Consider the following 23,468-nt stretch of genomic DNA (forward strand, 5'->3'; position numbering starts at 1 on the left):
TCGACCGGCGGCTGCGGCGCCGGGGCAGGGTCAGGGTCAGGGGCGGGGGCGAAGACAGGGGCGGGAGCCGGGTCGGGGGCGAAGGAAGCGGCCCCGTAGACGCCCGGCTCGGGCGCAGGCCGCCGGTCCGCAGCAGGCCGGACCCGCGTCGTCGAGGTCAGCACCACCAACACCACCGCCGCGACCGAAGTCACCGCCCAGAGCCAGACCGGCCACTTCAGCCCCACCCCCAGGGCAACGGGCACCGCCCCGGCAGCGACGGCCAGCGCCGCCGTTCGGGTCTTCTCCATGGAACTCATCTCATCCTCTCTTCGGTTCGCAGCGCCTGAGCCGGTTCGATCCCCTGAGCGCTGTCGATCTTCTGCCAGAGCCGCGTTGCCACCTCGGTCCGACCGGTCCGCTCCTCGCGCGGGCCGTCGCCGACCCACTCGCGTCCGGTGAGGTACAGCGCGGTCAACAGTTCCGGTCGCGCCGTGGCCGCCGTCACCAGCACGTCCATCAGCCGGTCCCCGATCTGGGGCTGCCCCCGGGCCACCGACAGCCACCGGTGGACCGCCGCCGCCCACTGCTCCCGCCGGGCCACCGACAGGACCTTGGCCCAGGTGGCGGCCAGCGCGTCGTCCGGAACCGCGCGCCGGGGCGGCGGCTCGCCGACCAGCTCCAGGAAGAGCCGGATGTCCGCCGAGGCCTCCCCCCTGGCCGCCAGCCCGTCCCAGAAGCGGGACAGCAGTTTCAGGTACAGCCGCCGGTCCTGCCGCACGAGTTCGTAGAGCGTCTCGCGCACCTCCGCCGGGCCCTTCGCACCCGTCCGGCGCGCGAGGTGATGCAGCCGAACGAGGGCCTGGTCCGGATGAGTACGGGCCATGACCTCGCCACAGGCCCGGCCCAGCACCCTGGCGAGCGCCGGCGAGGGCTGGCCGATCGCCCACTCGTAGATCTTGGAGCGGAACCCGGCGCCGTACCGGTCGTGGTCGAGACCGAGCCGGAGCACGGCCAGCGCCTCCTCCGAGCGCTGCGGCTCGGCGGCCCACTCACCCGCGAGAACGTGCAGCGCCTTCCAGTCGGCCGCCCGCAAGCTCTGCTCCGTGAAGCGCTCGACCAGCCGCCGCCGGTCCTGCGCCACGAGTGCGGGGTGCGGCTCGTCCACGAGGTCCGCCACCCACTTGCGCAGCCACTGCCTCAGCCAGGGCAGGTAGGTCCAGAAGTGCGTGCGCACAGCCCCGTCGTACGCCAGGGAGGCGAAGCGGATCCGGCCGCGCGCGTCCATCTCCAGGGGCAGGGTCTTGAGCCGTTCGGCCAGATCGGACCGCTCCAACAGCGGCCGCTCGTCGGGTGTGTGGTCGACCATGCCGAGCAGCCGGTCCGTGTGGTGGAAGACCGCGTCCGCGGGCGCCCCGGCCAGCATGGCCGCCGCCAGCAGCAGCGCGCGCTGCGGCCCCGAGGAGAGGCCTGCGACCTTCAGGGCCACCTCCCCGGAGCGGTCGCTCAGCGCCCCCAGCGCCTGTTGGATCCATTCGGAGGCCTGCCCGGCCGGGTCGGCCGCCCTCGCCTGAGCCACCACATCGGCGAAGCGCTGCATGTCCCGCATCGCGAACCGGCGCAGCGTGGCGGCGAGTTCCTCGCCCCCCAGGTCGTCGGACGCCAGCCGGACCTGCTTGCCCTCCAGGTGCCGGCGGAGCACCGCCAGCTCCCTCGGCCGACCGATCGTGATCACCAGCTGCCGGAGGGCGGGAAGCAGCAACTCCTGGTCGGTGGCGGGGAGCACGGCCACCATCCGGGCGCCGGCCTGTTCGACCCTGCCCCAGTAGCCGTACAGCTGCTGCTGAGCCGCCTCGTAGTCCTCCTCGGCGATGCCGGAGAGATCCAGCAGCAGCCGGTCGCCCGCCTCCGGGGGCGTACTGTCCTCGTTCTCCGGGGAGAAGGACAGTTCCACGAACGAGGTCGTCGGGTCCTCCTGATCGTGCAGCAGCATCACCGCCGCCGTCCGCCGTCCGCTACCGGGCGGCCCGGCGAGCAGCACGGTGGTACCGGGCTTCGCGAGCCGGTTCCGCGCCTCTCCGAATCCGTGGGGCGGAACGAACCTCCCCTGCAGCCAGAGACGGTGCTCGAGGGCCACCCGGGAAGGGGCCACCTTGGGGCGGGGAGGCCGGAAGTCTCCCCCGAAGACGTTGTACTGCGGGCCCGGCCCGGTGTTGGTGGGTCCGCGGGCCTCGTCGATCCGGGTACCGCCGTCCGTCACCGGTCCTCGTCCTCGCGGTCGGCCCGGCGGCCGCCGAGCCACTGCTGCGCCGTCCCCCGCTCGACGTAGTTGCCGCTGAAGTCGCCGCCGTCGCCGTTGAACTGCACGCCGCCGCTGCGCAGGTCGTTGTGCTGCGCGCCGCTGCCGGTGTTCACCGGACCGGCGGCGTTGTTGATGAACGTCCCCACGTCCCCTCCGACGCTGCCGATGCCGCCGCTCTGGTGGTGCGTGTAGTCCCGGGCCTGGACGACGCTGCCGTCCACCCGGCCGACCCGGTTGCCGACGTCACCGCCGTCCCCGCCCGCACCGTCGCCCGCGTCGCCGGCCGCCGCCGCGCTGCGCGCGATCTCCCGCTCCGCCGCGGCGAGCCGGGGCACCGCCTCGGCGAGGTCGTCACCGAGGCGGGCGAGGTCGCCGTCCGCGTCGCGGGTGTCCAGCCGGCGGTACTGGCAGTCGGCCAACTCGGCCAGCTCCGGCGGCAGGTCGTGCCGGTTGAGCCGGGTGGCCCGGCCGATCAACACCGGGACGACGAGGGCGCCGCTCTCGAAGGCCTCGACGATCTCCCGCCGGGTCCAGTCCTCCGGGTCCTCCAGCGCCCGCGAGCCGTCGGCGGCGCGGGCGGCGGCCCAGCGCTCGCCGATGACGGCGACCAGCACGCTGCTGCGGCGTACGGCGGTGAGGAGCTCCTGCGGGAAGCGCCGGCCGACCTTGATCGACTTGCTGGCGCGGAACACCCGCTCGCTGCCGAACCGCCGGGAGAGCTCGCGTTCGATCAGGGTGGCGCCGGTGTCCTCGTCGCTGCTGCGGTAGTTCACGAAGATGTCGGGCATGGCGGAATCACCTCTCCGGTGGGTGGGTGCCGATGGTCGGCCGGGTCGGGGTCGGCGCCGGGGAAGCGCGACGGCGGGGTCCTCAGGACCTGGGGTGGAGCGCGGCGGCGAGCGCGGGCTGGAGGTCGCGCACGGCGGGGTTGGCCCGGAACCTGGACAGCTCGCGGTCCAACCGGGCGACGTCGGTCGCGATCGTCGCCGACCGCAGGCCGGGGACCAGCGGGAGCAGTTCGGCGGCGAGCGCGCACGCGTGCTCGACCTCGCCGGCCGCCGCGTGGGCGAGGGCGCGCCGCAGGCCGTACCGGGCGCGGGTGCGCACGGCGTGCGCGGGGATGGCGGCGCACTCGCGGTCGAGGACTTCGGCGGCCCGGGCGGGGCGACCGAGGTCGTACAGGCACCAGCCGGTGACCATCGCGGCCGGGTCGGCGAGGTTGCCGGTGCCGATCACCGGTCCGCCGCCACCCCCGTCGGCGGCGGACCGGGCGAACAGCTCGCGCGCCCGGTCGAGGCCGCGCAGGCTGGCGGTGTGGTCGCCGGCCAGCGCGTGCCCCTGGGCCTCCCGCTGGGCGGCGAGGCCGCGGATGCGCGGCGGCAGGCGGCCGTCCCGGGCGACGGGGCCGGCCAGGCCCACGGTGGCGGGGGCGTCGCCCGCGTAGAACGTGACGAGGGCGCGGCGGACGAGGGTGTACGAGCCGAGGTCCCGGTCGTCGCCGCCCTCGGCCAGCTCGACGGCGCGGGCGGTCCACCAGAGCGCGGACGGGTCGTCACCCGCCTCCTGGGCCATCCAGCCGGCGAACTCGGCGTACCGCGCGGCCAGGCCGAGCAGCCGGACGCGGGCCACCGTGTCGGCCTGGAGGGCGAGTTCGCGCAGGGTGTGGGTCTGCACGGTGAGCATCGGCAGCAGCAGGGCGGGGTCGGTGCTCTGGCCGAGCAGGCGCATGTGGTCGAACTGGGTGCGGAAGATCTCGACCGGCGAGGCGTCCACCCGGGCGACGCCTTCCGACCCCGGCCCCGACGCCGCTTCCGCCCTGCCCGCTCCGACCGCGCCCGCAACACCCATCCCCAGCACGGACGTTGCACCTGCCGCTAGCAGTTGGCGCCGCCCGAGGCCGCCGCCGGGCCAGCGGACGCCGTCGCGGTCGACCCGCAGGAGCACGGACTCCTCGTCGGCCGCGGCCTCGCCCACCCCCGTTCCGCGCCCGGCGGTCCCTTCGGGCGGCGCCAGTCTCTCCAGCTCGCCGCCGGCGCCGAGTCGGGCGTCGCAGCGGCGGGCCAGGTCGGGGGGCGGGACCTTCTGTCCGCGTTCGATCTTGCTGAGGTGGCCCTTGCTGTAGTTGAGCAGCTCGGCGAGCCGGGTGAGCGTCAGCCCGGCCGCGAGCCGCCGCCTGCGCAGCTCGGGGCCGAACTCAGCACCGCCGGGCGAAATGGATGTGCGCATGCCAACCCCCTGTCGGGAACCGTCCGGTCGCCTGGCTTCGTCCTGGGACCGGAAGCGGGTTCTCCCCTGCCTCCGCCGAGAATGGTGGCACGCGCTTCGACGGGCCGAGCCGAGAATGCGGGCGTTTCCCGTTTCCTCTTTTCCGGTGTGCCGACAAATTGGCTACTCGCCTTGCGGACAAACCGAGTTCGCCGGGTCACCCTCCCCTCCTCGACCGCCGGGCGCTTCGGCCGGACGCTCCGACACTCCGACGCCCCGACGCTCCGACCGGCCGGACAACCCGGGTTCGCAGCGGAGCCGACCACCCGTTGGTAAGGTCCGTCCGCAGCGGTGGCGTCGACAACCGACAAGGGGCCCGGGCACCATGGAGTACATCGAGGTCGAACAGAAGTTCCGGATCCTCGGCCCCTCCGCCGAGCTGAAGGAGCGGCTCACCGCCCTCGGCGCCACGCCGGGTCGGCCGACACGGCAGGTCGACACGTACTACAACGCCCCGCACCGGGACTTCCTCGACAACGACATCGTCTCCGAGTGGCTGCGGGTGCGGGTCGAGGACGGGGCGGCCTCGCTCAACTTCAAGCGGTTCCACCCGATCGCCTCGCCGGTCAAGACGCACTGCGACGAGTACGAGAGCACCGTCACCGACCCCGAGGCGGTCCGACGGCTGCTCGGTTCGCTCGACTTCGCCGAGCTGACCGTCGTCGACAAGACGCGCGAGGAGTGGCACGTCGACGGGATCGCGGTCGCCTTCGACACCGTGGCCGGCCTCGGCGACTTCGTCGAGTTCGAGTTCAAGGGCGACGCCGACACCGTCGAACAGGCCACCGCCCGCCTGGAGGCGTTCATCGCCGCCCTCGCCATCGAGCTCGGCGACCGGATCCGGCTCGGCTACCCCCACCTGACCCTCGGCCTGGGGTGAGGCGCCGCGCGGTGGGCGCGACGCCTCACTTACCGGCCTCCTCGGGCTCGTACCACTGGAGTGCCTGCCCGGCCACCTTCGCGATGCGCTCGAAGTCGTGATCCCGGTGCAGCAGTGTCAGCCCCCGCAGCTCCGCCGGACGTCCGCCGGCAGCTCGTCGTCCAGATCGATCACCGTCCGGCTCATCACACACCTCCGGATATCAACTCTGGTTTACATTAAATATTCGTAGATATCGAGAATTCCGGGACCCTGCAGCCGATTTCCGGCCAACAGTTCCGCCGACGAACCACCCCTTGACCCCAAGGAATCACCCGGTCATGGCGTGTTGACGCGGCCCCCTCACCGCCCGTCCAGCAGACTGGGCGCGCCCCGAGTCCACGCTCCGAGGAGGTCATCCCATGAACGTCACCGTGCGGCTCGCACAACAACCCGAGGCCGACGCGCTGCTCGGGCGGAGCCCGCTCGCCGCGCTCGTCGGGATGCTGCTGGACCAGCAGGTGCCCATGGAGTGGGCGTTCACCGGGCCGCTCACCATCGCGCAGCGGCTGGGGGAGCAGGACCTCGACGCGCACGAGATCGCCACCTACAACCCGGACGAGTTCGTCGCGCTGCTCTGCGAGAAGCCGGCCGTGCACCGGTATCCGGCGGCGATGGCGAAGCGGGTGCAGCAGCTCTGCCAGTTCCTGGTGGCGCAGTACGACGGGGACGCCGGCGCGCTCTGGAAGGACGTCGCCACCGGCCGTGAGCTGCTCAGCCGGCTCAACGCCCTTCCGGGGTTCGGGAAGCAGAAGTCGCAGATCTTCCTCGCGCTGCTCGGCAAGCAGTACGGCGTGCGGCCGCAGGGCTGGCGCGAGGCGGCCGGGCTGTACGGCGAGGAGGGGTCGTTCCGCTCGGTCGCGGACATCACCGGGCCGGAGTCGCTGGAGCAGGTGCGCGCCACCAAGCAGGAGGTGAAGCGCGCCGCCAAGGAGGAGAAGGCCGCGAAGGAGGCCCAGGCGAAGGGCAGGGTCCGGGTCTGAGCCCGGTCCTCACGCCACCGTCGGGCCGGCGTCCCCGGCCCCCGGGAGCTCTCCCGGGTGGGCCGCCGCTCGGGGTGGCCGTCGACGTCTTCGACGAGCGCGGCCGCGACGGCGCCGAAAACCCGTTGCCGGGCGCACGGCCCGCACGCGACGCTCGGCGCATGACCACCCCCGCCGCCCCCACCGCCCCCACCGCGTCCGCCGTGTCCGCGCTGTTCGCCCCCGACGGCCGCCTGATCGCCGTCCCCCGCCGCGCCGCCCGCCGCGAGCAGCTGCTCGACCACCTCGCCCGGACGCTCTTCGAGCCGGACCGCTCCTACACCGAGCGCGAGGTCAACGACGCGCTGCGGACGGTCCACGACGACTTCCCCGCCCTGCGCCGCTACCTCGTCGAGGGGCACCGCCTCACCCGCGCCAAGGACGGCAGCAGCTACCGGCGCGCCGCGGCGTAACGACCCTCACGCAGCCCCTCGGCGCAGCCCCTCAGCGCAGCCGCCGCCAGTCGTACCGGTCGCGGATCTCCCGGACGAAGTACCGCCCGCGGCTCTCGGCCGCCATCAGTTCGCGGTGCACCCGCCGCGGCACCGCCAGGTACGCGTACACGCCCCCGGCCGTGAACTCCAGCTCCAGAACGCGCCGCACGCGGTCGTAGCCGACCGAGCGCAGCGCCGAGGAGTCCACCGGCGTACGGTTCATGGCCCTCCCAGTGTGCGCGCGAAGGCCCCGGCCGCGCATGCCGCGCGACCGGGGCCCGACGCCCGCCACCGGGGGCGGCTACACCAGGACCGGCTCCCGCTCGGCCTCCTCGGCGGCGGCCGGAGCGGCGACCGCCGCCTTCCGCCGCCCGGGCAGCGCGAACATCAGCAGGAACACCACCGCCAGCACCCCGAGCACCCACCACATCGCGTGCTGGAACGCCCCGACGAACGGCTCGCCGGCCACCGTCCCGGTCGGCACCGCACCGAAGAACGCCACCGACACCAGGCCCAGGCCGAGCGCCAGGCCCACCTGGTTCACCGTGTTGATCAGCCCGGACGCCGACCCGGCGTGCTCCCGCGGGACCTCGGCCAGCACCGCGTCCGTGATCGGCGCGACGATCAGGCCCATCCCGGCGCCCATCACCACCAGCGGCAGCGCCATCTGCCAGGGCGCGATGCCGGTGCCGTACCGGTGCGCCTCCGCGATGTAGACGAGCACACCGGCCGCCATCACCAGCGCGCCCGTCTGGAGCACCTTGCGCCCGAACCGGGGGACGAGCTGCTGCACGGAGACGCCGGCCGCAGTCGAGCAGGCGATCGAGAACGGGATGCCGGTCGTGCCGGCCTTCAGCGGGCTCCAGCCGAGGCCCAGCTGCATGTAGAGGGTCCAGACCAGGAAGAAGATCCCGGTGACCACGCCGAAGGTCAGCTGGACGCCGATGCCCGCCGCGAAGGACTTCACCCGGAACAGCGACAGCTCCACCAGCGGCGAGCCGTCCCGACGCGTCTTCATCCGCTCGTAGGCGACGAACAGCGCGAACACGGGCAGGCTGCCGGCCATCACCAGGTGGCCCCAGAGCGGCCAGCCGGCCTCCCGGCCGTGGGTCAGCGGGTAGATCAGCATCAGCAGTCCGGCGCTGGCCAGCAGCACGCCCGGCAGGTCCAGCTTCAGTGCGCGCTCGGCCTTCGACTCGCCGATGAAGACCCGGCCGAGCAGCAGGCCGGCGATCCCGACCGGCAGGTTGATCAGGAAGATCGGACGCCAGCCGAGGCCGAGCACGTCCCACTCCGTCAGCACCGCGCCGATCAGCGGGCCGCTGACCGCGCCGAGCCCGACCACCGCGCCGAACAGGCCGAACACCTTGCCGCGCTCCTCCGCCGGGAAGGTCGCGTGGACGATCGACAGCACCTGCGGCACCATCAGCGCCGCCGTCCCGCCCTGAAGGATCCGCATCGCGACCAGCATCTCGGAGCCGCTCGCGAAGCCGCAGAGCGCCGAAGCGATCGTGAAACCCGCTATTCCGATCAGGAACAGCCGCTTCCGGCCGTAGATGTCGCCCAACCGGCCACCGGTGATCAACCCGATCGCGAAGGCCAGCGCATACCCGCCGGTCACCCACTGCACGGCGGAGAACGACGCGCCCGTGGACTCCTGGATGCTCGGGATCGCGATGTTCACGATCGTGACGTCCACCAGGTCCATGAAGGAGGCGGTCATCACGATCGCCAGCGCGATCCACCGCCGCCGGTCCGCCACCCGGTCCGCCACCGGACCCGCCACCGGATCCGCAACCCTGCCCTTGCCCACCACACGCTCCTCGTCGCCGTTCCTCGTCAGCACGTCGACGAAACTAACGAGCATCTAGGTCAGATCCTGACCGCGACTTCCGGCACCCTGGACCCCATGACCGACACCCCGGCACGACTCCTCAGCCTGCTCTCCCTCCTCCAGACCCCCCGCGAGTGGCCCGGCAGCGAGCTCGCCGAACGGCTCCAGGTCAGCCCGCGCACCATCCGCCGCGACATCGACCGGCTCCGCGACCTCGGCTACCCGGTCGAGGCCGCCATGGGGCCGGTCGGCGGCTACCGGCTGGTCGCGGGCACCGCGATGCCGCCGCTGCTGCTCGACGACGAGGAGGCCGTGGCCATCGCGGTCGGCCTGCGGGCGGCGGCCGGGCACGCCGTGGTCGGCATCGAGGAGGCCTCGGTGCGCGCCCTCGGCAAGCTGCTCCAGGTGCTGCCCGCCCGGCTCCGCCACCGGGTCGCCACCCTCGACCGGGCCACCCTCCCGCTGCTGAGCGGGGACGGCCCGACCGTCGCTCCGGAGGACCTCACCGTGCTGGCGGGCGCCGTCGCCAACCGCGAGCGGCTGCGCTTCGGCTACCGGGCCGGCGACGGCGCCCAGACCCGGCGCCGGGTCGAGCCGGACCGGCTGGTCTCGGCCGGCCGCCGCTGGTACCTGGTCGGCTTCGACCTCGACCGGGACGACTGGCGGCTGTTCCGGGTGGACCGGATCAGCGAGCCCTTCGCCACCGGCGCCCGCTTCACCCCGCGCCCGCTCCCCGCCGAGGACGCCGCCGCGTACGTCGCGAGCAAGCTCCGCCGCCAGTCGCCCACCCCGACCCTGGAGGCCACCCTCCACCTGTCCGCCGACGAGGCCCGCCACCGCCTGGGCGGCTACGGCGAAGCCGACCAGATCGAACCGATCGACGAGCACACCTGCCGCCTCCGCTCGCACACCGACGCCCTCGACTGGCTGGCCGTGCGGCTCCTCCTGCTCGGCTGCGACTTCGAGGTCCACTCACCGCCCGAGATGCGCACCCGCCTCCGCACCCTCGCCGCCCGCGCCACCCACGCCACCGGCCCGGCCGATCACACCGGCTGACGAGGGCCGGGGTCAGGCCTCCAGCCGGTACCAGGCGTCGCCCGCCCGGAACCACAGCACCCCGTCCCGGCCGTACGCGCGCTCGCGGTCGAGCGCCCCCGGGAGCCGGAGCACACCCCGTCGGCGCTCCGCCCGTACCTGGCCGACCCGCCCGCGCGGGTGAGGAAGACACCCCGGTCGCCGGTGATCGCGAAGCCCAGCGGTTCCGGGACCGGGGACGGCACGCTGCGCGAGGTCCCGTCGGCCGGGTCGACCCGGGTGAGGAGGCTGACCAAACTGTCCGGGTACCAGGCCGGCCAGGCCGCCATGCCCTCGGTCGCCGCCGCCAGGCCCTCCAACGGCCGACCGGGCAGCTCACCCTCCTGCGGCCGCCGGACCACCCGCCCGCCGGGGTCCGCCGCGGTCAGTCCGGGGTGGGCCACGGGGTGGTCGCCGTAGATGCCCTCGTCCCCGAAGGCCATCCAGATCCGGCCCGCGCGGTCCGTGGTGAGCACCAGGAGGTCGTCGCCGAGCGCGAGCTCGCGGACCGGCCGCCCCTCGCTGCCGAGGACGACCGCGTTCGGCGCCGCGTCACTCCCGCCCCGGCCGGCGCGGTGTGCGGCGACCAGGACCCGGCGGCCGGGCAGCAGGGCCGGATGGTCCGGTCGAACCGGCACCCGCACGAGCGACCGGCGCCGCTCGCCCCGGGCGGTCACGGTGACCAACTCACCGTCGAACGGCGGCAGCACGGACCGGCCGCTCCCGTCCATCAGCAGCACGGACGGCTCGCCTTCCGGGCCGACCGTCCAGGCCGTCGCCCGACGGCCGGCCCGGACGTCCTGCTCCGGCAGCCGCCGGACCTCGGTGGCCCGGACGGCGGCCGGACCGGTCGACATACGGGTCAGGCGCCGTACTCGGCGGTGATGACGGCGCGGGCCAGGGTGTGGAAGGTGATGTTGAAGCCGACCTGGGCCGGCGGGGTGTCGGCGGCGACGTCCAGGGCGTCCACGTCCAGGGCGTGGACGGCGAAGGCGTAGCGGTGCGCCGGGCCGGGCGGCGGGGCGGCGCCGTCGTACTTGTTGCTCGGGAAGTCGTTGCGAGCGTGGAAGGACCGCTCGCCCGGCAGGTCGGCGTCCGAGGCGCCGGCGCCGCGCGGCAGGCCGGTGGTGTCGGCGGGCAGGTTGAGGGCCAGCCAGTGCCACCAGCCGGAGCCGGTCGGGGCGTCCGGGTCGTAGCAGGTGACGACGATCGAGCGGGTGCCCTCCGGCAGGCCCGACCAGGCCAGCTGCGGCGAGAGGTTGTCCCCGCCGTAGATGAACTCCTTGGCCAGTGTCCCGCCGTCGGTGATGTCCTCGCTCGTCAGCGGGAAGGACGGCACCTGCGGCAGGAACTCGTACGGCAGCGGCGGACGCACACTCATGGAGGGTCACCTCTCGGCACGGTGGGAAAGGGGTGTCCGGGCCCGGACGCGGGCCGTCGGACAGGGTTCACCTTAGTGGGGTGACCAACCACCCACTCCGGCCCTACAGTCGGATCATGTCCCCGCGATTCGCCCGGCTGCTCCGTGACTCCCGCGCCGCGCTGTTCACGATGCTCGGCGCCCTGGCCGTCATCTGGGCGGTCCAGGTGGCCAACTGGCTCGACGACTACCGGCTCTCGTACGAGTACGGCATGAGCTCCGGGCAGTTGACCGAGCTGCCGGACATGCTCACCATGCCGCTGCTGCACTTCGGTTGGGACCACATCGAGGCCAACTCCTGGCCGCTGTTCGCGTTCGGCTTCCTGGCCGCGTACCGGGGCATGAAGCGGTTCCTGCTGGCGACGGTGCTGATCGTGGTGTCCAGCGGTCTGACGGTCTGGTTCTTCGAGCGGCCCGAGACCGTCACGGCGGGGGCCAGCGGAGTGGTCTACGGGTACTTCGGCTACGTGGTGCTGCGCGGGGTCTTCGACCGCAACCTGGTGGACACGGTGATCGGCGTGGTCGTCGCCGCCGTGTACTCGTACCTGCTGCTGGGCGTGCTCCCGAGCGCCCAGGGCGTCAGCTGGCTGGGCCATCTGGGCGGGCTGGTCGGCGGGCTGGCCGGTGCCTGGCTGCTGCGCGACCGCGGCGACCGGACCCGCGGGGCCGGTCCCGGGTCCGGTCCCGAGTCCGGCTCGAAGGCCGCCGCGAGCCCGGCCGGACCGGGCTCCGCGCTGCTCAAGGAGCTCGACGACCTGGGCATCTGAGGACGCCGCCGCCCCGGGCCAGGTATAGACCATTCCCTTCCCTGCGGTTAGCGTGAGCAGGCACCTGCCCCCTGCTCCGGAGCCGCACCGTGGAGTCGTCCGTCCTCGCCTTCGCCACCGACCTCCTCGACGAGGGTGGCGACACCTTCTTCGGCAACCTCGCCGACCGGGCCCAGGTCGGCGGCGTCACCCTGGCCTCGGTCTACCACGAGGCCCGCGACGTCTTCCCGCACAACCCCCGCCGGGTGATCCGCTACCTGGAGCCGGGTGCCGCCTACTTCCGCCCCGACCCGGCCCGCTGGTCCGGACGGCGGCTGCGGCCCGCGCCGTCCACCGCGATCGGCGAGCGCGACCCGTTCGCCGAGGCCGCCGAGGAGGCCCGCCGGCGCGGTCTGAAGCTGCACGCCTGGACGGTGTTCTGCCACAACGACCGGCTCGGCTTCGAGCACCCGGACTGCGCGCCCGCCAACGCCTTCGGCGACCGCCACCTCACCGAGCTGTGCCCGGCCCACCCGGAGGTCCGCGAGTACGCCCGCACCCTGGTGACGGAGCTGGCCCGGTACGGCGTGGACGCGATCCGGGCGGAGTCGCTGCACTTCCACGGCCTGCGCCACGGCTACCACCACGAGCGCTACTTCGAGGAGCTGGGCCCGGCCGCCGAAGCGCTGCTCGGCCTCTGCTTCTGCGCGCACTGCCGGGCGGAGGCCGTCCGCGCGGGCGTGCCGGCCGACGAGGCGGCCGCGGCGGTCCGCGCCGAGCTGCGCCGCCGACTGGCCGACGACGCGGCCGCCGCCGAGCCCGCCGCGCTGGACGAGCTGGCGGACGGCGCCGTCGCCGCCTACGTGGACGCCTCGGCCGCGACGGTGACCTCGCTGGCCGCCGAACTGGCCGAGGAGGCCGCGCGGCACGGCATGCGGCTGAGCTTCATGGACGGCGGCGGGCCGGGCACCGGCTGGCTGTCCGGGATCGACCTGCCGGGACTGGCGAAGGCCGCCCACCAGATCGAGACGCTCGGCTACGCCCGCACCCCGGAGGAGGTCCGCGAGAAGGTCGCCGCCTTCGCCCTGCACGGGGTGCGTCCGCAGGACATGGCGGTGATCCTGCGTCCGATGGCGTCGGACTGCGACGGCCCGGAGAACCTCGCGGCGAAGATCGCCGTGCTGCGCGCCCTGGGCGTGCCGGAGGTCGAGTTCTACCACTACGGCCTGATGCGCCTCTCCTCCCTCGACCGGATCGGCGCCGCGCTCGGCTGACCACCGCGAAGTCACATGATCGGAGCCGTTCGCCGATTGGCCGGATTCAGTCGATCAGCTGCGCGAAATGGTCCTGATCATGCCAACATACCTCCCTGAGCTCCCCCTCAGTCGTGATCGTCCGACGAGGGGGAGCACTCCATGCCCCCACCACGGATCACCCGCCGCGGCCGGCCGGCGGACGGCGCTTCACCGGCGCCGCCGGGACGTCCCGAACAGGCTCCGGGAGATCTCCCTCCCGAGCTGCGTCCCGGCGGAGCGGGCGAAGGACTTCAGCGCCGGGTTGCCCAGCAGCGAGCCGAGCAGCCCGGCCCCCTCCTTCTCCCGCCCGCGCTCCGGTTCCCGCCGGGGCCCGGGCTCCCGCCGCGCCGCCGCCTCCCCCGAGGACGCCGGCACCGGCTCCGCCTCCGGCCGGGCCGCCCGCGCCGCCAGCTTCTCGTACGCCGACTCCCGGTCGATCGCGTCCCGGTACTTCCCCACCAGCGCCGACCCGTCCACCGCCGCCCGCAGCGCCGCCGGATCCAGCGGCCCCATCAGCGACTGCGGCGCACGCAGCCGGGTCGCCGCGACCGGCGTCGGCGCGCCCTTCTCCGACAGCACCGTGACCACCGCCTCGCCCGTCCCCAGCGAGGTCAGCACCTCCCCCAGGTCGTACGCGGGCGACTTCGGGAAGGTCGACACGGTCGCCCTGAGCGCCTTGGCGTCGTCCGGGGTGAACGCCCGCAGCGCGTGCTGCACCCGGTTGCCCAGCTGCGCCAGCACGTCCCGGGGCACGTCCTTCGGCGTCTGGGTGACGAAGAAGATCCCCACCCCCTTCGAGCGGATCAGCCGCACGGTCTGGGTGATCGCCTCCAGGAAGGCCTTGGAGGCGCCCTTGAACAGCAGGTGCGCCTCGTCGAAGAAGAAGACCAGCTTCGGCCGGTCGAGGTCCCCGACCTCGGGCAGCTCCTGGTAGAGGTCGGCGAGCAGCCACATCAGGAAGGTCGAGAAGAGCCGCGGCCGGTCCTGCACCGCGGGCAGCTCCAGCACCGACACCACGCCCCGCCCGTCGTCGGCCCGCCGCAGCAGCTCGGCGGTGTCGAACTCCGGCTCGCCGAAGAACGCCCCGGCGCCCTCGCTCTCCAGCAGGGTGAGCGACCGCAGGATCACCCCGGCGGTGGCGGCGGAGAGCCCGCCGATCCCCTTCAGCTCCTCCTTGCCCTCGGGCGAGGCCAGGAAGGTGATCACCGCCGTGAGGTCCTTGAGGTCGTACAGCTCCAGGCCCTGCCGGTCGGCGTAGTGGAAGACCAGGCCGAGCGAGGACTCCTGGGTCTCGTTCAGCTCCAGCACCTTGGACAGCAGCAGCGGCCCGAAGCTGGTCACCGTCGCCCGCAGCGGGATGCCGGTGCCCTGGCCGCCGAGCGCGTAGAACTCGGCGGGGCAGCCGCGGGCCTGCCAGTCCTGGCCGACCTCGGCGGCCCGGGCCGCGGTCCGCCCGCCGGGCTCGCCGGGTGCGGCCACCCCGGAGACGTCGCCCTTGATGTCGGCGAGGAACACCGGCACGCCCTGGGCGGAGAGCTGTTCGGCGATCAGCTGGAGGGTCTTGGTCTTCCCGGTGCCGGTGGCGCCCGCCACCAGCCCGTGCCGATTGAGCACCCCGAGCGGCACCCGGACCGGCGCCCCGGCGTACGCGGTGCCGTCCAGCAGCACCGCGCCGAGGTCCAGCGCGGGCCCCGTGAAGGCGTACCCGTCGGCGATCTCCTGGACGGCGGACGGAACGGCAGGTGACATCGGACACCCTCCAAAGGGGTACGGCGGACCGGGCGAAGGGGCAACAGCCACCCGGGACCTACACGACATTTCCCATGAAACAGCCGCAATCCCCCGCCCGCAGCCCGTACCCGTGCGCGTGGCGGCGTCGCGGCTGCTGCGCCATCCGCCGCCCAAACGGTAGGCTTTCCGTGTGATCTTCAAGCGCATCGGCAATGGGCGGCCGTACCCGGATCACGGCCGTACCAGCACCCGCCAGTGGGCGGACGTCGCCCCGCGCCCGGTGCGACTCGACCAGTTGGTGACCACCAAGGGACAACTGGATCTGGAAACCCTCCTGGCGGAGGACTCCACCTTCTACGGGGACCTCTTCGCGCACGTCGTGAAGTGGCACGGTGACCTGTACCTGGAGGACGGACTGCACCGGGCGGTCCGCGCCGCGCTCCAGCAGCGCCAGGTGCTGCACGCCCGCGTCCTCGAAATGGAATGACCCGGGGACCGGCCGACCGGCCCCGCACGCGTTCGAACCGCCCTCCGGCCAGCCCGGCAGGGCGGTCCGTTCGTACCCGGGTACGGGCGCGGTGCCGCCATTCGGGTACCGGCGTACTCCTGATGATGATCGTTTAGTACCTTCACCGCTGTACGGCACTAATCTGCTGACTACGGCCGCGAGGGCGTTCGCGTGACACCGCGTTCGCGTGGCACCGCGCCCGGCCCACCGTCACCCGATCCCCGCCCCGGCACGAGGGGGAGACAAACCGTGAGCATGTTGACTCCCCAAGGCCTGAAGGGGAAGCAGTACCGGATCACCGGCAACTCCTACCCACGGCTGGGCCGCCCGCCGAAGAAGAGCCGCAAGGTGTTCGCGCTGATCGGCGCGCTGCTCGCACTGGCCCTGATCGGACTCGGCGGCGTCCAGCTCTGGGACATCTTCAGCGGCAAGGGCAAGAACGCCTCCGCCCAGGCCTGCGCCACCCCGTCCGGCAAGCCGCTGGCCGCCCCGGCCCCGGAGGCGGCGCCGACCGTGCCGGGCTCGGCCGCCGCGCCGATCGACCCGACGGCCGTGCCGCAGCCGGCCGCGGTCACCGTGAACGTCTACAACGCCACCGCCAAGGCCGGACTGGCCGCCCGCACCGCCGAGGAGCTGAAGAAGCGCGGCTTCACCATCGGCAAGGTCGGCAACGCCCCGGCCGAGCTGGACAAGAAGGTGCCCGGCACCGCCCAGGTGATCGCCGGCCCGGCCGGCGCCGGGGCGTCCACCCTGGTCGGCTCGACGATCGCGGGCGCGACCAGCACGGCCGACGCCCGCACCGACGGCACCGTGGACTTCGTCATCGGCGACAGCTACAACGCGCTGCTGGACGAGACCCAGGCCGCCGCCGCGCTCGCCCTGGCCACCAAGCCGGTCCCGGCCCCGAGCACCACCGGCAGCTGCTGACCTGCCCCCCGAGGACGGACGAAGCCCCCCGGCGGCGCGCCGGGGGGCTTCTCGTCGTCCGGAAGGGCGGCTCAGCCCGCCGTGCCGTACAGCCGGTCGCCCGCGTCGCCGAGGCCCGGGACGATGTAGCCGTTCTCGTTCAGCCGCTCGTCGACGGCCGCGGTGACCACGGTGACCGGCAGGCCGGCCAGCTCGCGCTCCATCACCACGACGCCCTCGGGGGAGGCCAGCAGCACCACGGCGGTGACGTCGGTGGCGCCGCGCTCGATCAGCATCCGGATCGCCGCGACCAGCGTGCCGCCGGTGGCCAGCATCGGGTCGAGCACGTACACCTGGCGGCCGGAGAGGTCGTCCGGCATCCGGGTGGCGTAGGTGGAGGCCTCCAGGGTCTCCTCGTTGCGCACCATGCCCAGGAAGCCGACCTCGGCGGTCGGCAGCAGCCGGGTCATGCCGTCCAGCATGCCGAGGCCGGCCCGCAGGATCGGCACCACCAGCGGGCGCGGGTAGGACAGCCGGGTGCCGGTGGTCACGGCCACCGGAGTGGTGATCTCCACCTCGTCGGTGCGGACGTCCCGGGTGGCCTCGTAGGCGAGGAGGGTCACCAGCTCGTCGGTCAGGCGACGGAAGGTCGGCGAGTCGGTGCGCTCGTCGCGCAGGGTGGAGAGCTTGTGGGCGACCAGGGGGTGGTCGACGACGTGGATCCGCATGCATCGAGGTTAGCCCGGGTCCGGACGCCCGTACGACACGCCGTGCCAGGCCGGGCCGCGGGCCGACCCGGGCGGGTGCCGGGTTCCACCGTGACGCGCCGTGACGTCGGGAGAATGTCCGGACGGATCGGCCTCCTGTGGTATCAATCCGGCCGATCTGGGAAAGTCACGTCCTATGACGAGCAACCCGAACCCCGGGAACGGCTCGGCGGACGGGGCCACGGCCCCGTCGGGCGGCCGCTCGGACCCGCCCCCGGACCGGCCGGAGACCGAGGCGGAGCGCCGCAGGCGCCGCGCCGTCTTCCTGCGCGAGCTCACCGAGGCCCGCGAACTGCGCGAGCGGGTGCAGCCCCGCCGGACCAAGGAGCGCCGGATGCGCGAGGCGATGCGGATGCGAACCTTCCGCTTCTGACAGGCCCTCCACGGCTTCTCCACACTCCCGCTGCCACCCGGTCGCCGTTCACCGTCCGGCGGCCAACCCTTCCGACACGACCTGCAAAGACGCGCTGCAGAACACCCCCCGCGGAGCCTTGCTTTCTGTCACGATTCCGATGGGACGGTCCGAACAGCGGACCGCCTCTGGCGCGGGGGCGGCCAGTTCCGCGCCGCCCGCGAGCGCCGACAGCCGAGACCGAGATCTTGGGAGTGTCCCTGGTGGCGTACTTCGCTGCAGTGCTTGCTCGCTCCGAGGACGGGTGGGATGTGAGCGAGACGGAGCTCGACGACGTCGAGACCCTCGCCGACCTGACCGACCTGGCCCGCGAAGCGGCCCAGGACGATGACAGCGTCCTGGTCTTCATCGAACAGGAGGACGCGTGGTTCGCCATCGTCCGGGTGGACGGCGAGGAGGACCCGCGGATCTTCGTGTCGGACGGCGCCACCGCCGCGCGCAGCTCCTACGGCTCCGTCCTCACCGACGAGCTGGTGGACCAGGCCGGTGAGAGCGAGTTCGGCGACCTCGACGACCTGGTCGCCGAGCTGGAGGACGGCGCCGAGGCCGAGGCGCAGGAGGACGACGAGGACGGCGACGGCCGCGGCGGCGTCCCGGTCGGCCCGCTCGGCGACGCCCACCTGCTGACCGAGTTCGGCCTCGCCGCCGAGGAGCTGCTCGCCCTCAGCGGCGAGGGCGCGGTGCCCGGCGACGCCCTGGAGGAGATCGCCGAGGCGCTCGGCTGTGGCGAGGTCCTGGAGGCCGTCCGGTAACGCACCGTGCTCGCCCTCCGGACGGCCGGGCCCCCGCCATGCCCGACACTGGATGCCATGCAGTCCGCCCGCCCGATCCCGCCGCTGCCCGCCCCCGTCCGCCCCGACCCGGTCCGCGACCGCTGGGCGGCGCCGATGCGCCTCGCCATCGCCGAGGCCGCCCTGGCGCCGGCCACCGGGGACGTCCCGGTCGGGGCGCTCGTCCTCGGCCCGGACGGCGAGGTCCTCGGCCGCGGCCACAACGAGCGCGAGGCCGTCGGCGACCCGACCGCCCACGCCGAGGTGGTCGCCATCCGCGAGGCGGCCGCGAAGCTCGGCGCGTGGCGGCTGAGCGGCTGCACGCTGGTCGTCACCCTGGAGCCCTGCACGATGTGCGCCGGCGCGATCGTGCTCTCCCGGATCGACCGCGTGGTCTACGGCGCCCTCGACGAGAAGGCCGGCGCGGCCGGCTCGCTCTTCGACGTGATGCGCGACCGGCGGCTCAACCACCGGCCCGAGGTGATCTGGGGCGTCCTCGCCGACGAGTGCGGCGAGCAGCTGCGCGCCTTCTTCGACACCCACCGCTGAACCCGCCGCCGAACCGCCCGCCGGATCCCCGGCGTGATACGGATTTCGTTCCCGCGCCACCCGTCCGGTAGAGTTCCCCTCGGTAGCGTGTCCGAGCGGCCAAAGGAGCACGCCTCGAAAGCGTGTGTGGGGGCAACTCCACCGTGGGTTCGAATCCCACCGCTACCGCCAGCAGGCCCGAAGGCCCGTCCGGTTCACCGGACGGGCCTTCGGCGTTCCCGCGCACCCTCGAACGCGGAAAGGGCTCCGTACTCGTCGGCCGATGACCACCAACGCCTGTCGAGTACGGAGCCTGGAAGAGGGGGAGCGGTTCGGGGGGACTGACCCGCTCCCCCGGGCGGAGTCCCACAACCGGGGCCGCGTCGGGGGGAAGTCGCGGCGCCCGGTCCCACAGCGGGGAGCTCCGGATCCACGTACCGGGGATTCCTGCCAGATCCTCGGTACATCAACCATCCTGCCGCCCGTCGCCGGCCGGGGCACCCGGAGAAAGGCCCCTGTCACGGGGACCTTCGTCCCGGCAGCTGAACGCGTCGCACACTTGATAGGCCGTCCGGGTGGATAAGCTGCCCGTTGCACCGGGCCGCTCGGGGACCGAATGACGACGGCCCACAGCAGGGAGGAAGGTCACCGGATGGCGCAGGCGAAGAAGATCGGAATGGTCCTCCTGCTCGTCTTCGTGCTCTACACGATCATCACTTCGCCCGCCCGCGCGGCCGAACTGGTCCAGTTGGGGTTCGAAGGCATCTCGAACGCCGCCAAGGCGATCGGCACCTTCATGACCGGCCTGGTGAAGTAGCCCGGACCCCACCGGCTACGGTGGGCCCGACACCCGACCCCGTCCGCGAGGAGCGGCACCGTGATCCGCCACCTGGTCCTGTTCAAGCTCAACGAAGGCGTCAGCAAGGACGACGAGCGCGCGCTCGCCGGCGCCAAGGCCTTCGCCGAGCTCGGCCCGGTCGTTCCCGAGCTGCGCGCGTGGGAGTGCGGCTGGAACACCACCGACCGCGACATCGCCCACGACTACGCCATCAACAGCCTGGTCGAGGACCGCGAGGCCCTCCAGGCGTACCTCACCCACCCGGCCCACCAGGCCGCGGCGGCGCAGTGGCGCGAGTTCGCCACCTGGGTGATCGCCGACATCGAGGTCTGAGCCCGGCGACCCGCCCGCGGAACGCCCGGCCGGCCCGGCGCGTCCCCCGGACGGCCTGCGGCGCCCCGCCCGACATCCGGGCGGGGCGCCGTGCTCTGTCCCAAGGCGATCCCTCCCCCGCACCGCCGCCACGACCGGACGGAGCCGGACGGCGTACCAACACACCTCCACGCGGTACTTGCCCGACGTGTGCCCGCCTTGTGATGCTATGACCGGTTTTGCCGGACATGGCGAGGGCGGTGAACGAGACGCGACACCCGGTCCGCAGGTCCCGCCGTTGTCGACTTTGGGAGGGGTGACGTGTCCGTGCGGACACCAGGGAGCGCGCCGGACGACGAAGTGCTGGCCGCCGTGATCAGCCCGGCCGGCGAGCTCCGCCCGGACCGCCTGCGCGGCCCCGGCGGCCGCCCCGCCGTCGACGTCCGCACCCTCACCCGGGTGCTCTTCGAGCGGCTCGCCGAGCTGCCCCCGGGCACCCCCGAGCGCGAGCGGGTCCGGGCCGCGCTGATCGAGGTCAACATCCCCCTCGTCCGGTACGCCGCCACCCGCTTCCGCAGCCGCAGCGAGCCGATGGAGGACGTCGTCCAGGTCGGCACCATCGGCCTGATCAACGCCATCGACCGGTTCGACCCGGGCCGCGGCGTGCAGTTCCCCACCTACGCGCTGCCGACCATCCTCGGCGAGATCAAGCGCTACTTCCGGGACAACGTCCGCACCATGCACGTCCCGCGCCGGCTCCAGGAGCTCTGGGTGCAGGTCAGCGGCGCGATGGAGGAGCTGACCGTGGTGCACGGCCGGGCCCCCAAGGTGCCGGAGATCGCCGCCAGCCTGCGGATCCCCGAGGAGGACGTCCGGGCCTGCCTGGACGCCGGGCGGGCGTACAACGCGGCCTCGCTGGAGGCCGCCCAGGAGCACGAGGGCGGGCTGGCGCTGCTCGACCGGCTCGGCTACGAGGACTCCGCGCTGGCCGAGGTCGAGCACCGGGACATGGTCCGCCACCTGCTGGTGCAGCTGCCCGAGCGGGAGCGCCGGATCGTCATGCTGCGGTTCTTCGCCAATCTGACCCAGTCGCAGATCAGCACCGAGCTGGGGATGTCCCAGATGCACGTCTCACGGCTGCTGTCGCGGATCCTGACCAGACTGCGGACCGGAAACTCCTGGGAGGACTGAGCCCCGGCACCGTTACCGCGCGATAGCCGCGCGTCACCGCCGTGTGACATCTTGCGACGCTCGGGTTTGCCGGGGACCGTGAGCCGGTATGGAGGGTGGGAGGGGGCCGGACACGAGCGCGGGAACGTTCCGACGACGGCACCCGTTGGACCGTCAGTCACAAGGGGGTGGGTGCATGTCCGGAGACGTGGGCACTGCGGAGATCCACGCTGCACCGGCCGGCGCCGCGGAGATCCCGCTCCAGCGCGCCGCGACCGCGCCGGACGCCGGGCTCGACACCCGGACGCTCTCCCGCTCCCTCTTCGGGCGGCTGGCCGCCCTCGACCCGGGAAGCGCCGAGCACACCTACGTCCGCGACACCCTGATCGAGCTCAACCTGCCGCTGGTCCGCTACGCCTCGGCGCGCTTCCGCAGCCGCAACGAGCCGATGGAGGACATCGTCCAGGTCGGCACGATCGGCCTGATCAAGGCGATCGACCGGTTCGACCCGGAGCGCGGGGTCGAGTTCCCGACCTTCGCGATGCCGACGGTGGTCGGCGAGATCAAGCGCTTCTTCCGGGACACCAGCTGGTCGGTGCGGGTGCCCCGGCGGCTCCAGGAGCTGCGGCTGGCGCTCACCAAGGCCGGCGACGAGCTCTCCCAGCGCCTCGACCGCTCCCCCACCGTGGCCGAGCTGGCCACCTGCCTCGGCGTCAGCGAGGAGGACGTGGTGGAGGGCCTGGCGGTCGGCAACGCCTACACCGCCAGCTCGCTGGACTCCAGCCCGAGCGAGGAGGACGGCGAGGGCCCGCTGGCCGAGCGGCTCGGCTACGAGGACCTCGCGCTGGAGGGCGTGGAGTACCGGGAGTCGCTCAAGCCGCTGCTGGCCAAGCTGCCGCCGCGCGAGCGCCGGATCATCATGCTGCGGTTCTTCGGCAACCTGACCCAGTCGCAGATCGGCGAGGAGATCGGCATCTCGCAGATGCACGTCTCGCGGCTGCTGACCAAGACCCTCACCCAGCTGCGCGAGGGCCTGACCGCCGAGGGCTGAGCACGGCGGCCGGGCCGGGAGCCCCGGGGTCGGCTCAGGGCGCCAGCAGGTTGGCCCGCAGACCCGCCAGGACGGCCCCGTCCAGCCCGAGGCCGTCGGCCCAGAACGCGCCGAAATCCGGCCAACCGGTCTCGACCTCCGCGAAGGCCGCCTCCAGGTACCGGCGTTCGGCCCGGAACACCGGCAGCAGCAGCTCGGGCTCGTGCATCAGGCCACGGGCCCGGAAACCCTCCAGGACCGCCTCGACGACGGCGGCCGACCGCTCGTTGGTGAGCAGGTAGTCCGTGACCACGGTCTCCCGGTCCACGCCGAGCGCGGTCAGCAGCACGGCCGCCGTCCAGCCGGTGCGGTCCTTTCCGGCCGAGCAGTGGAACAGCAGCGGCGCGCCGTCCGGATCGGCCAGCAGGCGCAGCACGCCGGCGAACCGTTCGCGTGCGATCCGGTCGGTGACGAACCATCGGTAGAGACCGGTCATCATGGCGTCGGCGCGGCCGCCGCCGAGCAGGGCGCGCTGCTTGTGCGGATCACGGTCGGCGAGCGCCTCGCGCAGCGTCGCGAAGATGTCGAAGTCGGCCGCGAACACCGGGAGCTGATGGAGCGCCACGCCGTCGGCGATCCGGTCCGCGCCGGCCTCGCGGACCTCGTCCGGGCTGCGCAGGTCGACGATCCGCCGCAGGCCCAGCCCGGTCAGCCGCCCGAGGTCCTCGTCGGTGAGCCGGTTGAGGCCGTCGCTGCGCAGGGCGACGCCGGCCCGGAGCACCAGCCCCTCGGCCGTCCGGTAGCCGCCGAGGTCGCGGGCGTTGACGGCGCCGAACAGGCCCAGGCTGCGGGCGGCCGGAATTGCGGCGGTTTCGGTCTGATGCTCGGTCACTCGACGGCCTCCATTGGATATTCGGACGGTGACGTTGCACAACCCTGAGCGATATTGCATGAACCTGCCCACCGAAACGGCAGGATGTGTAACAGTGTCATGGGCAACGCCGCCAGTGTAGGGTCCGGTTCATCCATCGGATCGCACGATGGGTGAGCAGCGGTAACGCTAGGTTCCGGGTTTTAATTCTTAATTCATTATTTGCGCAGCCGGTGCGGTTTCGGCCACAATCAGCGCCCTCATGGCCTGACCATGAACGTTGGTAACAGATTCGCTGCACTCCTGCCCATTTGGTCCCTCCTGCCACGGATGTT

At 73.2% G+C, this 23,468-nt stretch carries 25 protein-coding genes and 1 tRNA gene; 16 read left to right on the forward strand and 10 right to left on the reverse strand.

All coding sequences use genetic code 11. The features are described 5' to 3' along the window. Window positions 1-295: 295 nt before the first annotated feature. From ACFCLZ_RS18305 to ACFCLZ_RS18315, 3 genes are all read right to left on the reverse strand, one after another. Complete coding sequence (locus ACFCLZ_RS18305) at window positions 296-2,239, reverse strand: hypothetical protein (RefSeq protein WP_380285985.1); 1,944 nt, start codon at window positions 2,237-2,239, stop codon at window positions 296-298. Continuing rightward, window positions 2,236-3,069 (reverse strand): toll/interleukin-1 receptor domain-containing protein, encoded by an 834-nt coding sequence (locus tag ACFCLZ_RS18310; protein WP_380285987.1) that lies wholly within the window; start codon window positions 3,067-3,069, stop codon window positions 2,236-2,238. The genes ACFCLZ_RS18305 and ACFCLZ_RS18310 overlap by 4 nt, the downstream gene beginning before the upstream one ends. A gap of 82 nt (window positions 3,070-3,151) precedes the next feature. After that, window positions 3,152-4,507, reverse strand: a complete 1,356-nt coding sequence (locus ACFCLZ_RS18315; RefSeq protein ID WP_380285988.1) for a multiprotein-bridging factor 1 family protein — start codon at window positions 4,505-4,507, stop codon at window positions 3,152-3,154. Between the two features lie 364 nt (window positions 4,508-4,871). Here ACFCLZ_RS18315 and cyaB point away from each other — a divergent pair, with 364 nt between their 5' ends. The 3 genes from cyaB to ACFCLZ_RS18330 all read left to right on the forward strand — a co-directional run bounded on the left by cyaB (window position 4,872) and on the right by ACFCLZ_RS18330 (window position 6,900). Continuing rightward, complete coding sequence (cyaB, locus tag ACFCLZ_RS18320; RefSeq protein ID WP_380285989.1) at window positions 4,872-5,426, forward strand: class IV adenylate cyclase; 555 nt, start codon at window positions 4,872-4,874, stop codon at window positions 5,424-5,426. Window positions 5,427-5,827: 401 nt separating this feature from the next. Then, entirely contained in the window at window positions 5,828-6,448 is a 621-nt protein-coding gene (locus tag ACFCLZ_RS18325) for an HhH-GPD-type base excision DNA repair protein (protein ID WP_380285990.1), read from the forward strand. Window positions 6,449-6,609: 161 nt separating this feature from the next. After that, window positions 6,610-6,900, forward strand: coding sequence for a DUF2087 domain-containing protein (locus ACFCLZ_RS18330; RefSeq protein ID WP_380285991.1), 291 nt, complete (start codon window positions 6,610-6,612; stop codon window positions 6,898-6,900). 31 nt (window positions 6,901-6,931) lie between these two features. On the opposite strand, the gene ACFCLZ_RS18335 is transcribed toward ACFCLZ_RS18330, so the two are convergent. Further along, window positions 6,932-7,144 carry a KTSC domain-containing protein gene (locus ACFCLZ_RS18335; RefSeq protein WP_380285992.1) on the reverse strand — a complete coding sequence of 71 codons (213 nt, stop codon included), beginning with the start codon at window positions 7,142-7,144 and terminating at the stop codon, window positions 6,932-6,934. A gap of 78 nt (window positions 7,145-7,222) precedes the next feature. Further along, window positions 7,223-8,644 (reverse strand): MFS transporter, encoded by a 1,422-nt coding sequence (locus ACFCLZ_RS18340; protein WP_380286206.1) that lies wholly within the window; start codon window positions 8,642-8,644, stop codon window positions 7,223-7,225. Window positions 8,645-8,830: 186 nt separating this feature from the next. Between ACFCLZ_RS18340 and ACFCLZ_RS18345 the strand changes: the two genes are divergently transcribed. After that, entirely contained in the window at window positions 8,831-9,811 is a 981-nt protein-coding gene (locus ACFCLZ_RS18345; RefSeq protein WP_380285993.1) for a helix-turn-helix transcriptional regulator, read from the forward strand. Here the strand turns inward: ACFCLZ_RS18345 and ACFCLZ_RS18350 are convergent. Together ACFCLZ_RS18350 and ACFCLZ_RS18355 are read right to left on the reverse strand one after the other, a co-directional pair. Continuing rightward, a complete protein-coding gene (locus ACFCLZ_RS18350; RefSeq protein WP_380285994.1) occupies window positions 9,799-10,686 on the reverse strand; it encodes a hypothetical protein in 888 nt (295 codons plus the stop codon). The two genes, ACFCLZ_RS18345 and ACFCLZ_RS18350, sit on opposite strands and share 13 nt — an antisense overlap. A 5-nt stretch (window positions 10,687-10,691) precedes the next feature. After that, entirely contained in the window at window positions 10,692-11,210 is a 519-nt protein-coding gene (locus ACFCLZ_RS18355) for a YbhB/YbcL family Raf kinase inhibitor-like protein (RefSeq protein WP_380285995.1), read from the reverse strand. 116 nt (window positions 11,211-11,326) lie between these two features. On the opposite strand from ACFCLZ_RS18355, the gene ACFCLZ_RS18360 reads away from it, so the two are divergent. Then, window positions 11,327-12,016 carry a rhomboid family intramembrane serine protease gene (locus ACFCLZ_RS18360; protein ID WP_380285996.1) on the forward strand — a complete coding sequence of 230 codons (690 nt, stop codon included), beginning with the start codon at window positions 11,327-11,329 and terminating at the stop codon, window positions 12,014-12,016. Window positions 12,017-12,105: 89 nt separating this feature from the next. After that, a complete protein-coding gene (locus ACFCLZ_RS18365; RefSeq protein ID WP_380285997.1) occupies window positions 12,106-13,269 on the forward strand; it encodes a hypothetical protein in 1,164 nt (387 codons plus the stop codon). A 189-nt stretch (window positions 13,270-13,458) separates the two neighbouring features. Here ACFCLZ_RS18365 and ACFCLZ_RS18370 read toward each other — a convergent pair whose 3' ends face one another. Continuing rightward, window positions 13,459-15,039 (reverse strand): helicase HerA-like domain-containing protein, encoded by a 1,581-nt coding sequence (locus tag ACFCLZ_RS18370; protein WP_380285998.1) that lies wholly within the window; start codon window positions 15,037-15,039, stop codon window positions 13,459-13,461. 172 nt (window positions 15,040-15,211) lie between these two features. Here ACFCLZ_RS18370 and ACFCLZ_RS18375 point away from each other — a divergent pair, with 172 nt between their 5' ends. Both ACFCLZ_RS18375 and ACFCLZ_RS18380 read left to right on the forward strand, forming a co-directional pair. Continuing rightward, complete coding sequence (locus ACFCLZ_RS18375; RefSeq protein WP_030061387.1) at window positions 15,212-15,508, forward strand: type II toxin-antitoxin system VapB family antitoxin; 297 nt, start codon at window positions 15,212-15,214, stop codon at window positions 15,506-15,508. 276 nt (window positions 15,509-15,784) lie between these two features. Continuing rightward, on the forward strand, window positions 15,785-16,456 hold the full coding sequence (locus tag ACFCLZ_RS18380) for a LytR C-terminal domain-containing protein (RefSeq protein ID WP_380286208.1): 672 nt from the start codon (window positions 15,785-15,787) through the stop codon (window positions 16,454-16,456). A gap of 71 nt (window positions 16,457-16,527) precedes the next feature. On the opposite strand, the gene upp is transcribed toward ACFCLZ_RS18380, so the two are convergent. Next, window positions 16,528-17,163, reverse strand: coding sequence for a uracil phosphoribosyltransferase (upp, locus tag ACFCLZ_RS18385; protein WP_380285999.1), 636 nt, complete (start codon window positions 17,161-17,163; stop codon window positions 16,528-16,530). A gap of 175 nt (window positions 17,164-17,338) precedes the next feature. Here upp and ACFCLZ_RS18390 point away from each other — a divergent pair, with 175 nt between their 5' ends. The 8 genes from ACFCLZ_RS18390 to ACFCLZ_RS18425 all read left to right on the forward strand — a co-directional run bounded on the left by ACFCLZ_RS18390 (window position 17,339) and on the right by ACFCLZ_RS18425 (window position 22,283). Continuing rightward, window positions 17,339-17,575 carry a hypothetical protein gene (locus ACFCLZ_RS18390; protein ID WP_380286000.1) on the forward strand — a complete coding sequence of 79 codons (237 nt, stop codon included), beginning with the start codon at window positions 17,339-17,341 and terminating at the stop codon, window positions 17,573-17,575. A 242-nt stretch (window positions 17,576-17,817) separates the two neighbouring features. Next, entirely contained in the window at window positions 17,818-18,366 is a 549-nt protein-coding gene (locus tag ACFCLZ_RS18395; RefSeq protein WP_380286001.1) for a hypothetical protein, read from the forward strand. 57 nt (window positions 18,367-18,423) lie between these two features. Next, window positions 18,424-18,933 (forward strand): tRNA adenosine(34) deaminase TadA, encoded by a 510-nt coding sequence (gene tadA / locus ACFCLZ_RS18400; protein ID WP_380286002.1) that lies wholly within the window; start codon window positions 18,424-18,426, stop codon window positions 18,931-18,933. Between the two features lie 81 nt (window positions 18,934-19,014). Continuing rightward, window positions 19,015-19,104 (forward strand) — tRNA-Ser (locus tag ACFCLZ_RS18405). Between the two features lie 460 nt (window positions 19,105-19,564). Next, a complete protein-coding gene (locus ACFCLZ_RS18410; protein ID WP_174315669.1) occupies window positions 19,565-19,729 on the forward strand; it encodes a hypothetical protein in 165 nt (54 codons plus the stop codon). 60 nt (window positions 19,730-19,789) lie between these two features. Beyond that, complete coding sequence (locus ACFCLZ_RS18415) at window positions 19,790-20,083, forward strand: Dabb family protein (RefSeq protein ID WP_380286004.1); 294 nt, start codon at window positions 19,790-19,792, stop codon at window positions 20,081-20,083. Between the two features lie 300 nt (window positions 20,084-20,383). Continuing rightward, a complete protein-coding gene (locus tag ACFCLZ_RS18420; protein WP_380286005.1) occupies window positions 20,384-21,253 on the forward strand; it encodes an RNA polymerase sigma factor SigF in 870 nt (289 codons plus the stop codon). Window positions 21,254-21,428: 175 nt separating this feature from the next. Beyond that, a complete protein-coding gene (locus tag ACFCLZ_RS18425; protein ID WP_380286006.1) occupies window positions 21,429-22,283 on the forward strand; it encodes an RNA polymerase sigma factor SigF in 855 nt (284 codons plus the stop codon). Between the two features lie 34 nt (window positions 22,284-22,317). Here the strand turns inward: ACFCLZ_RS18425 and ACFCLZ_RS18430 are convergent, their stop codons facing one another. Beyond that, window positions 22,318-23,154 carry a tyrosine-protein phosphatase gene (locus ACFCLZ_RS18430; protein WP_380286007.1) on the reverse strand — a complete coding sequence of 279 codons (837 nt, stop codon included), beginning with the start codon at window positions 23,152-23,154 and terminating at the stop codon, window positions 22,318-22,320. Window positions 23,155-23,468 lie beyond the last annotated feature (314 nt).

The organism is Kitasatospora purpeofusca (genome assembly GCF_042691725.1).
GTDB classification, from domain to species: Bacteria; Actinomycetota; Actinomycetes; order Streptomycetales; family Streptomycetaceae; genus Kitasatospora; species Kitasatospora purpeofusca_B.

What these genes read in the sequence shown, in the direction of transcription:
- ACFCLZ_RS18350 (WP_380285994.1), bottom strand. Translation starts at nt 10,686, where the DNA reads ATGTCGACCGGTCCGGCCGCCGTCCGGGCCACCGAGGTCCGGCGGCTG.
- ACFCLZ_RS18310 (WP_380285987.1), bottom strand. Translation starts at nt 3,069, where the DNA reads ATGCCCGACATCTTCGTGAACTACCGCAGCAGCGACGAGGACACCGGC.
- ACFCLZ_RS18380 (WP_380286208.1), top strand. Translation starts at nt 15,785, where the DNA reads ATGTTGACTCCCCAAGGCCTGAAGGGGAAGCAGTACCGGATCACCGGC.
- ACFCLZ_RS18410 (WP_174315669.1), top strand. Translation starts at nt 19,565, where the DNA reads ATGGCGCAGGCGAAGAAGATCGGAATGGTCCTCCTGCTCGTCTTCGTG.
- upp (WP_380285999.1), bottom strand. Translation starts at nt 17,163, where the DNA reads ATGCGGATCCACGTCGTCGACCACCCCCTGGTCGCCCACAAGCTCTCC.
- ACFCLZ_RS18345 (WP_380285993.1), top strand. Translation starts at nt 8,831, where the DNA reads ATGACCGACACCCCGGCACGACTCCTCAGCCTGCTCTCCCTCCTCCAG.
- ACFCLZ_RS18335 (WP_380285992.1), bottom strand. Translation starts at nt 7,144, where the DNA reads ATGAACCGTACGCCGGTGGACTCCTCGGCGCTGCGCTCGGTCGGCTAC.
- ACFCLZ_RS18330 (WP_380285991.1), top strand. Translation starts at nt 6,610, where the DNA reads ATGACCACCCCCGCCGCCCCCACCGCCCCCACCGCGTCCGCCGTGTCC.
- ACFCLZ_RS18425 (WP_380286006.1), top strand. Translation starts at nt 21,429, where the DNA reads ATGTCCGGAGACGTGGGCACTGCGGAGATCCACGCTGCACCGGCCGGC.
- ACFCLZ_RS18325 (WP_380285990.1), top strand. Translation starts at nt 5,828, where the DNA reads ATGAACGTCACCGTGCGGCTCGCACAACAACCCGAGGCCGACGCGCTG.
- ACFCLZ_RS18360 (WP_380285996.1), top strand. Translation starts at nt 11,327, where the DNA reads ATGTCCCCGCGATTCGCCCGGCTGCTCCGTGACTCCCGCGCCGCGCTG.
- ACFCLZ_RS18370 (WP_380285998.1), bottom strand. Translation starts at nt 15,039, where the DNA reads ATGTCACCTGCCGTTCCGTCCGCCGTCCAGGAGATCGCCGACGGGTAC.
- cyaB (WP_380285989.1), top strand. Translation starts at nt 4,872, where the DNA reads ATGGAGTACATCGAGGTCGAACAGAAGTTCCGGATCCTCGGCCCCTCC.
- ACFCLZ_RS18390 (WP_380286000.1), top strand. Translation starts at nt 17,339, where the DNA reads ATGACGAGCAACCCGAACCCCGGGAACGGCTCGGCGGACGGGGCCACG.
- ACFCLZ_RS18315 (WP_380285988.1), bottom strand. Translation starts at nt 4,507, where the DNA reads ATGCGCACATCCATTTCGCCCGGCGGTGCTGAGTTCGGCCCCGAGCTG.
- tadA (WP_380286002.1), top strand. Translation starts at nt 18,424, where the DNA reads ATGCAGTCCGCCCGCCCGATCCCGCCGCTGCCCGCCCCCGTCCGCCCC.
- ACFCLZ_RS18340 (WP_380286206.1), bottom strand. Translation starts at nt 8,644, where the DNA reads ATGACCGCCTCCTTCATGGACCTGGTGGACGTCACGATCGTGAACATC.
- ACFCLZ_RS18355 (WP_380285995.1), bottom strand. Translation starts at nt 11,210, where the DNA reads ATGAGTGTGCGTCCGCCGCTGCCGTACGAGTTCCTGCCGCAGGTGCCG.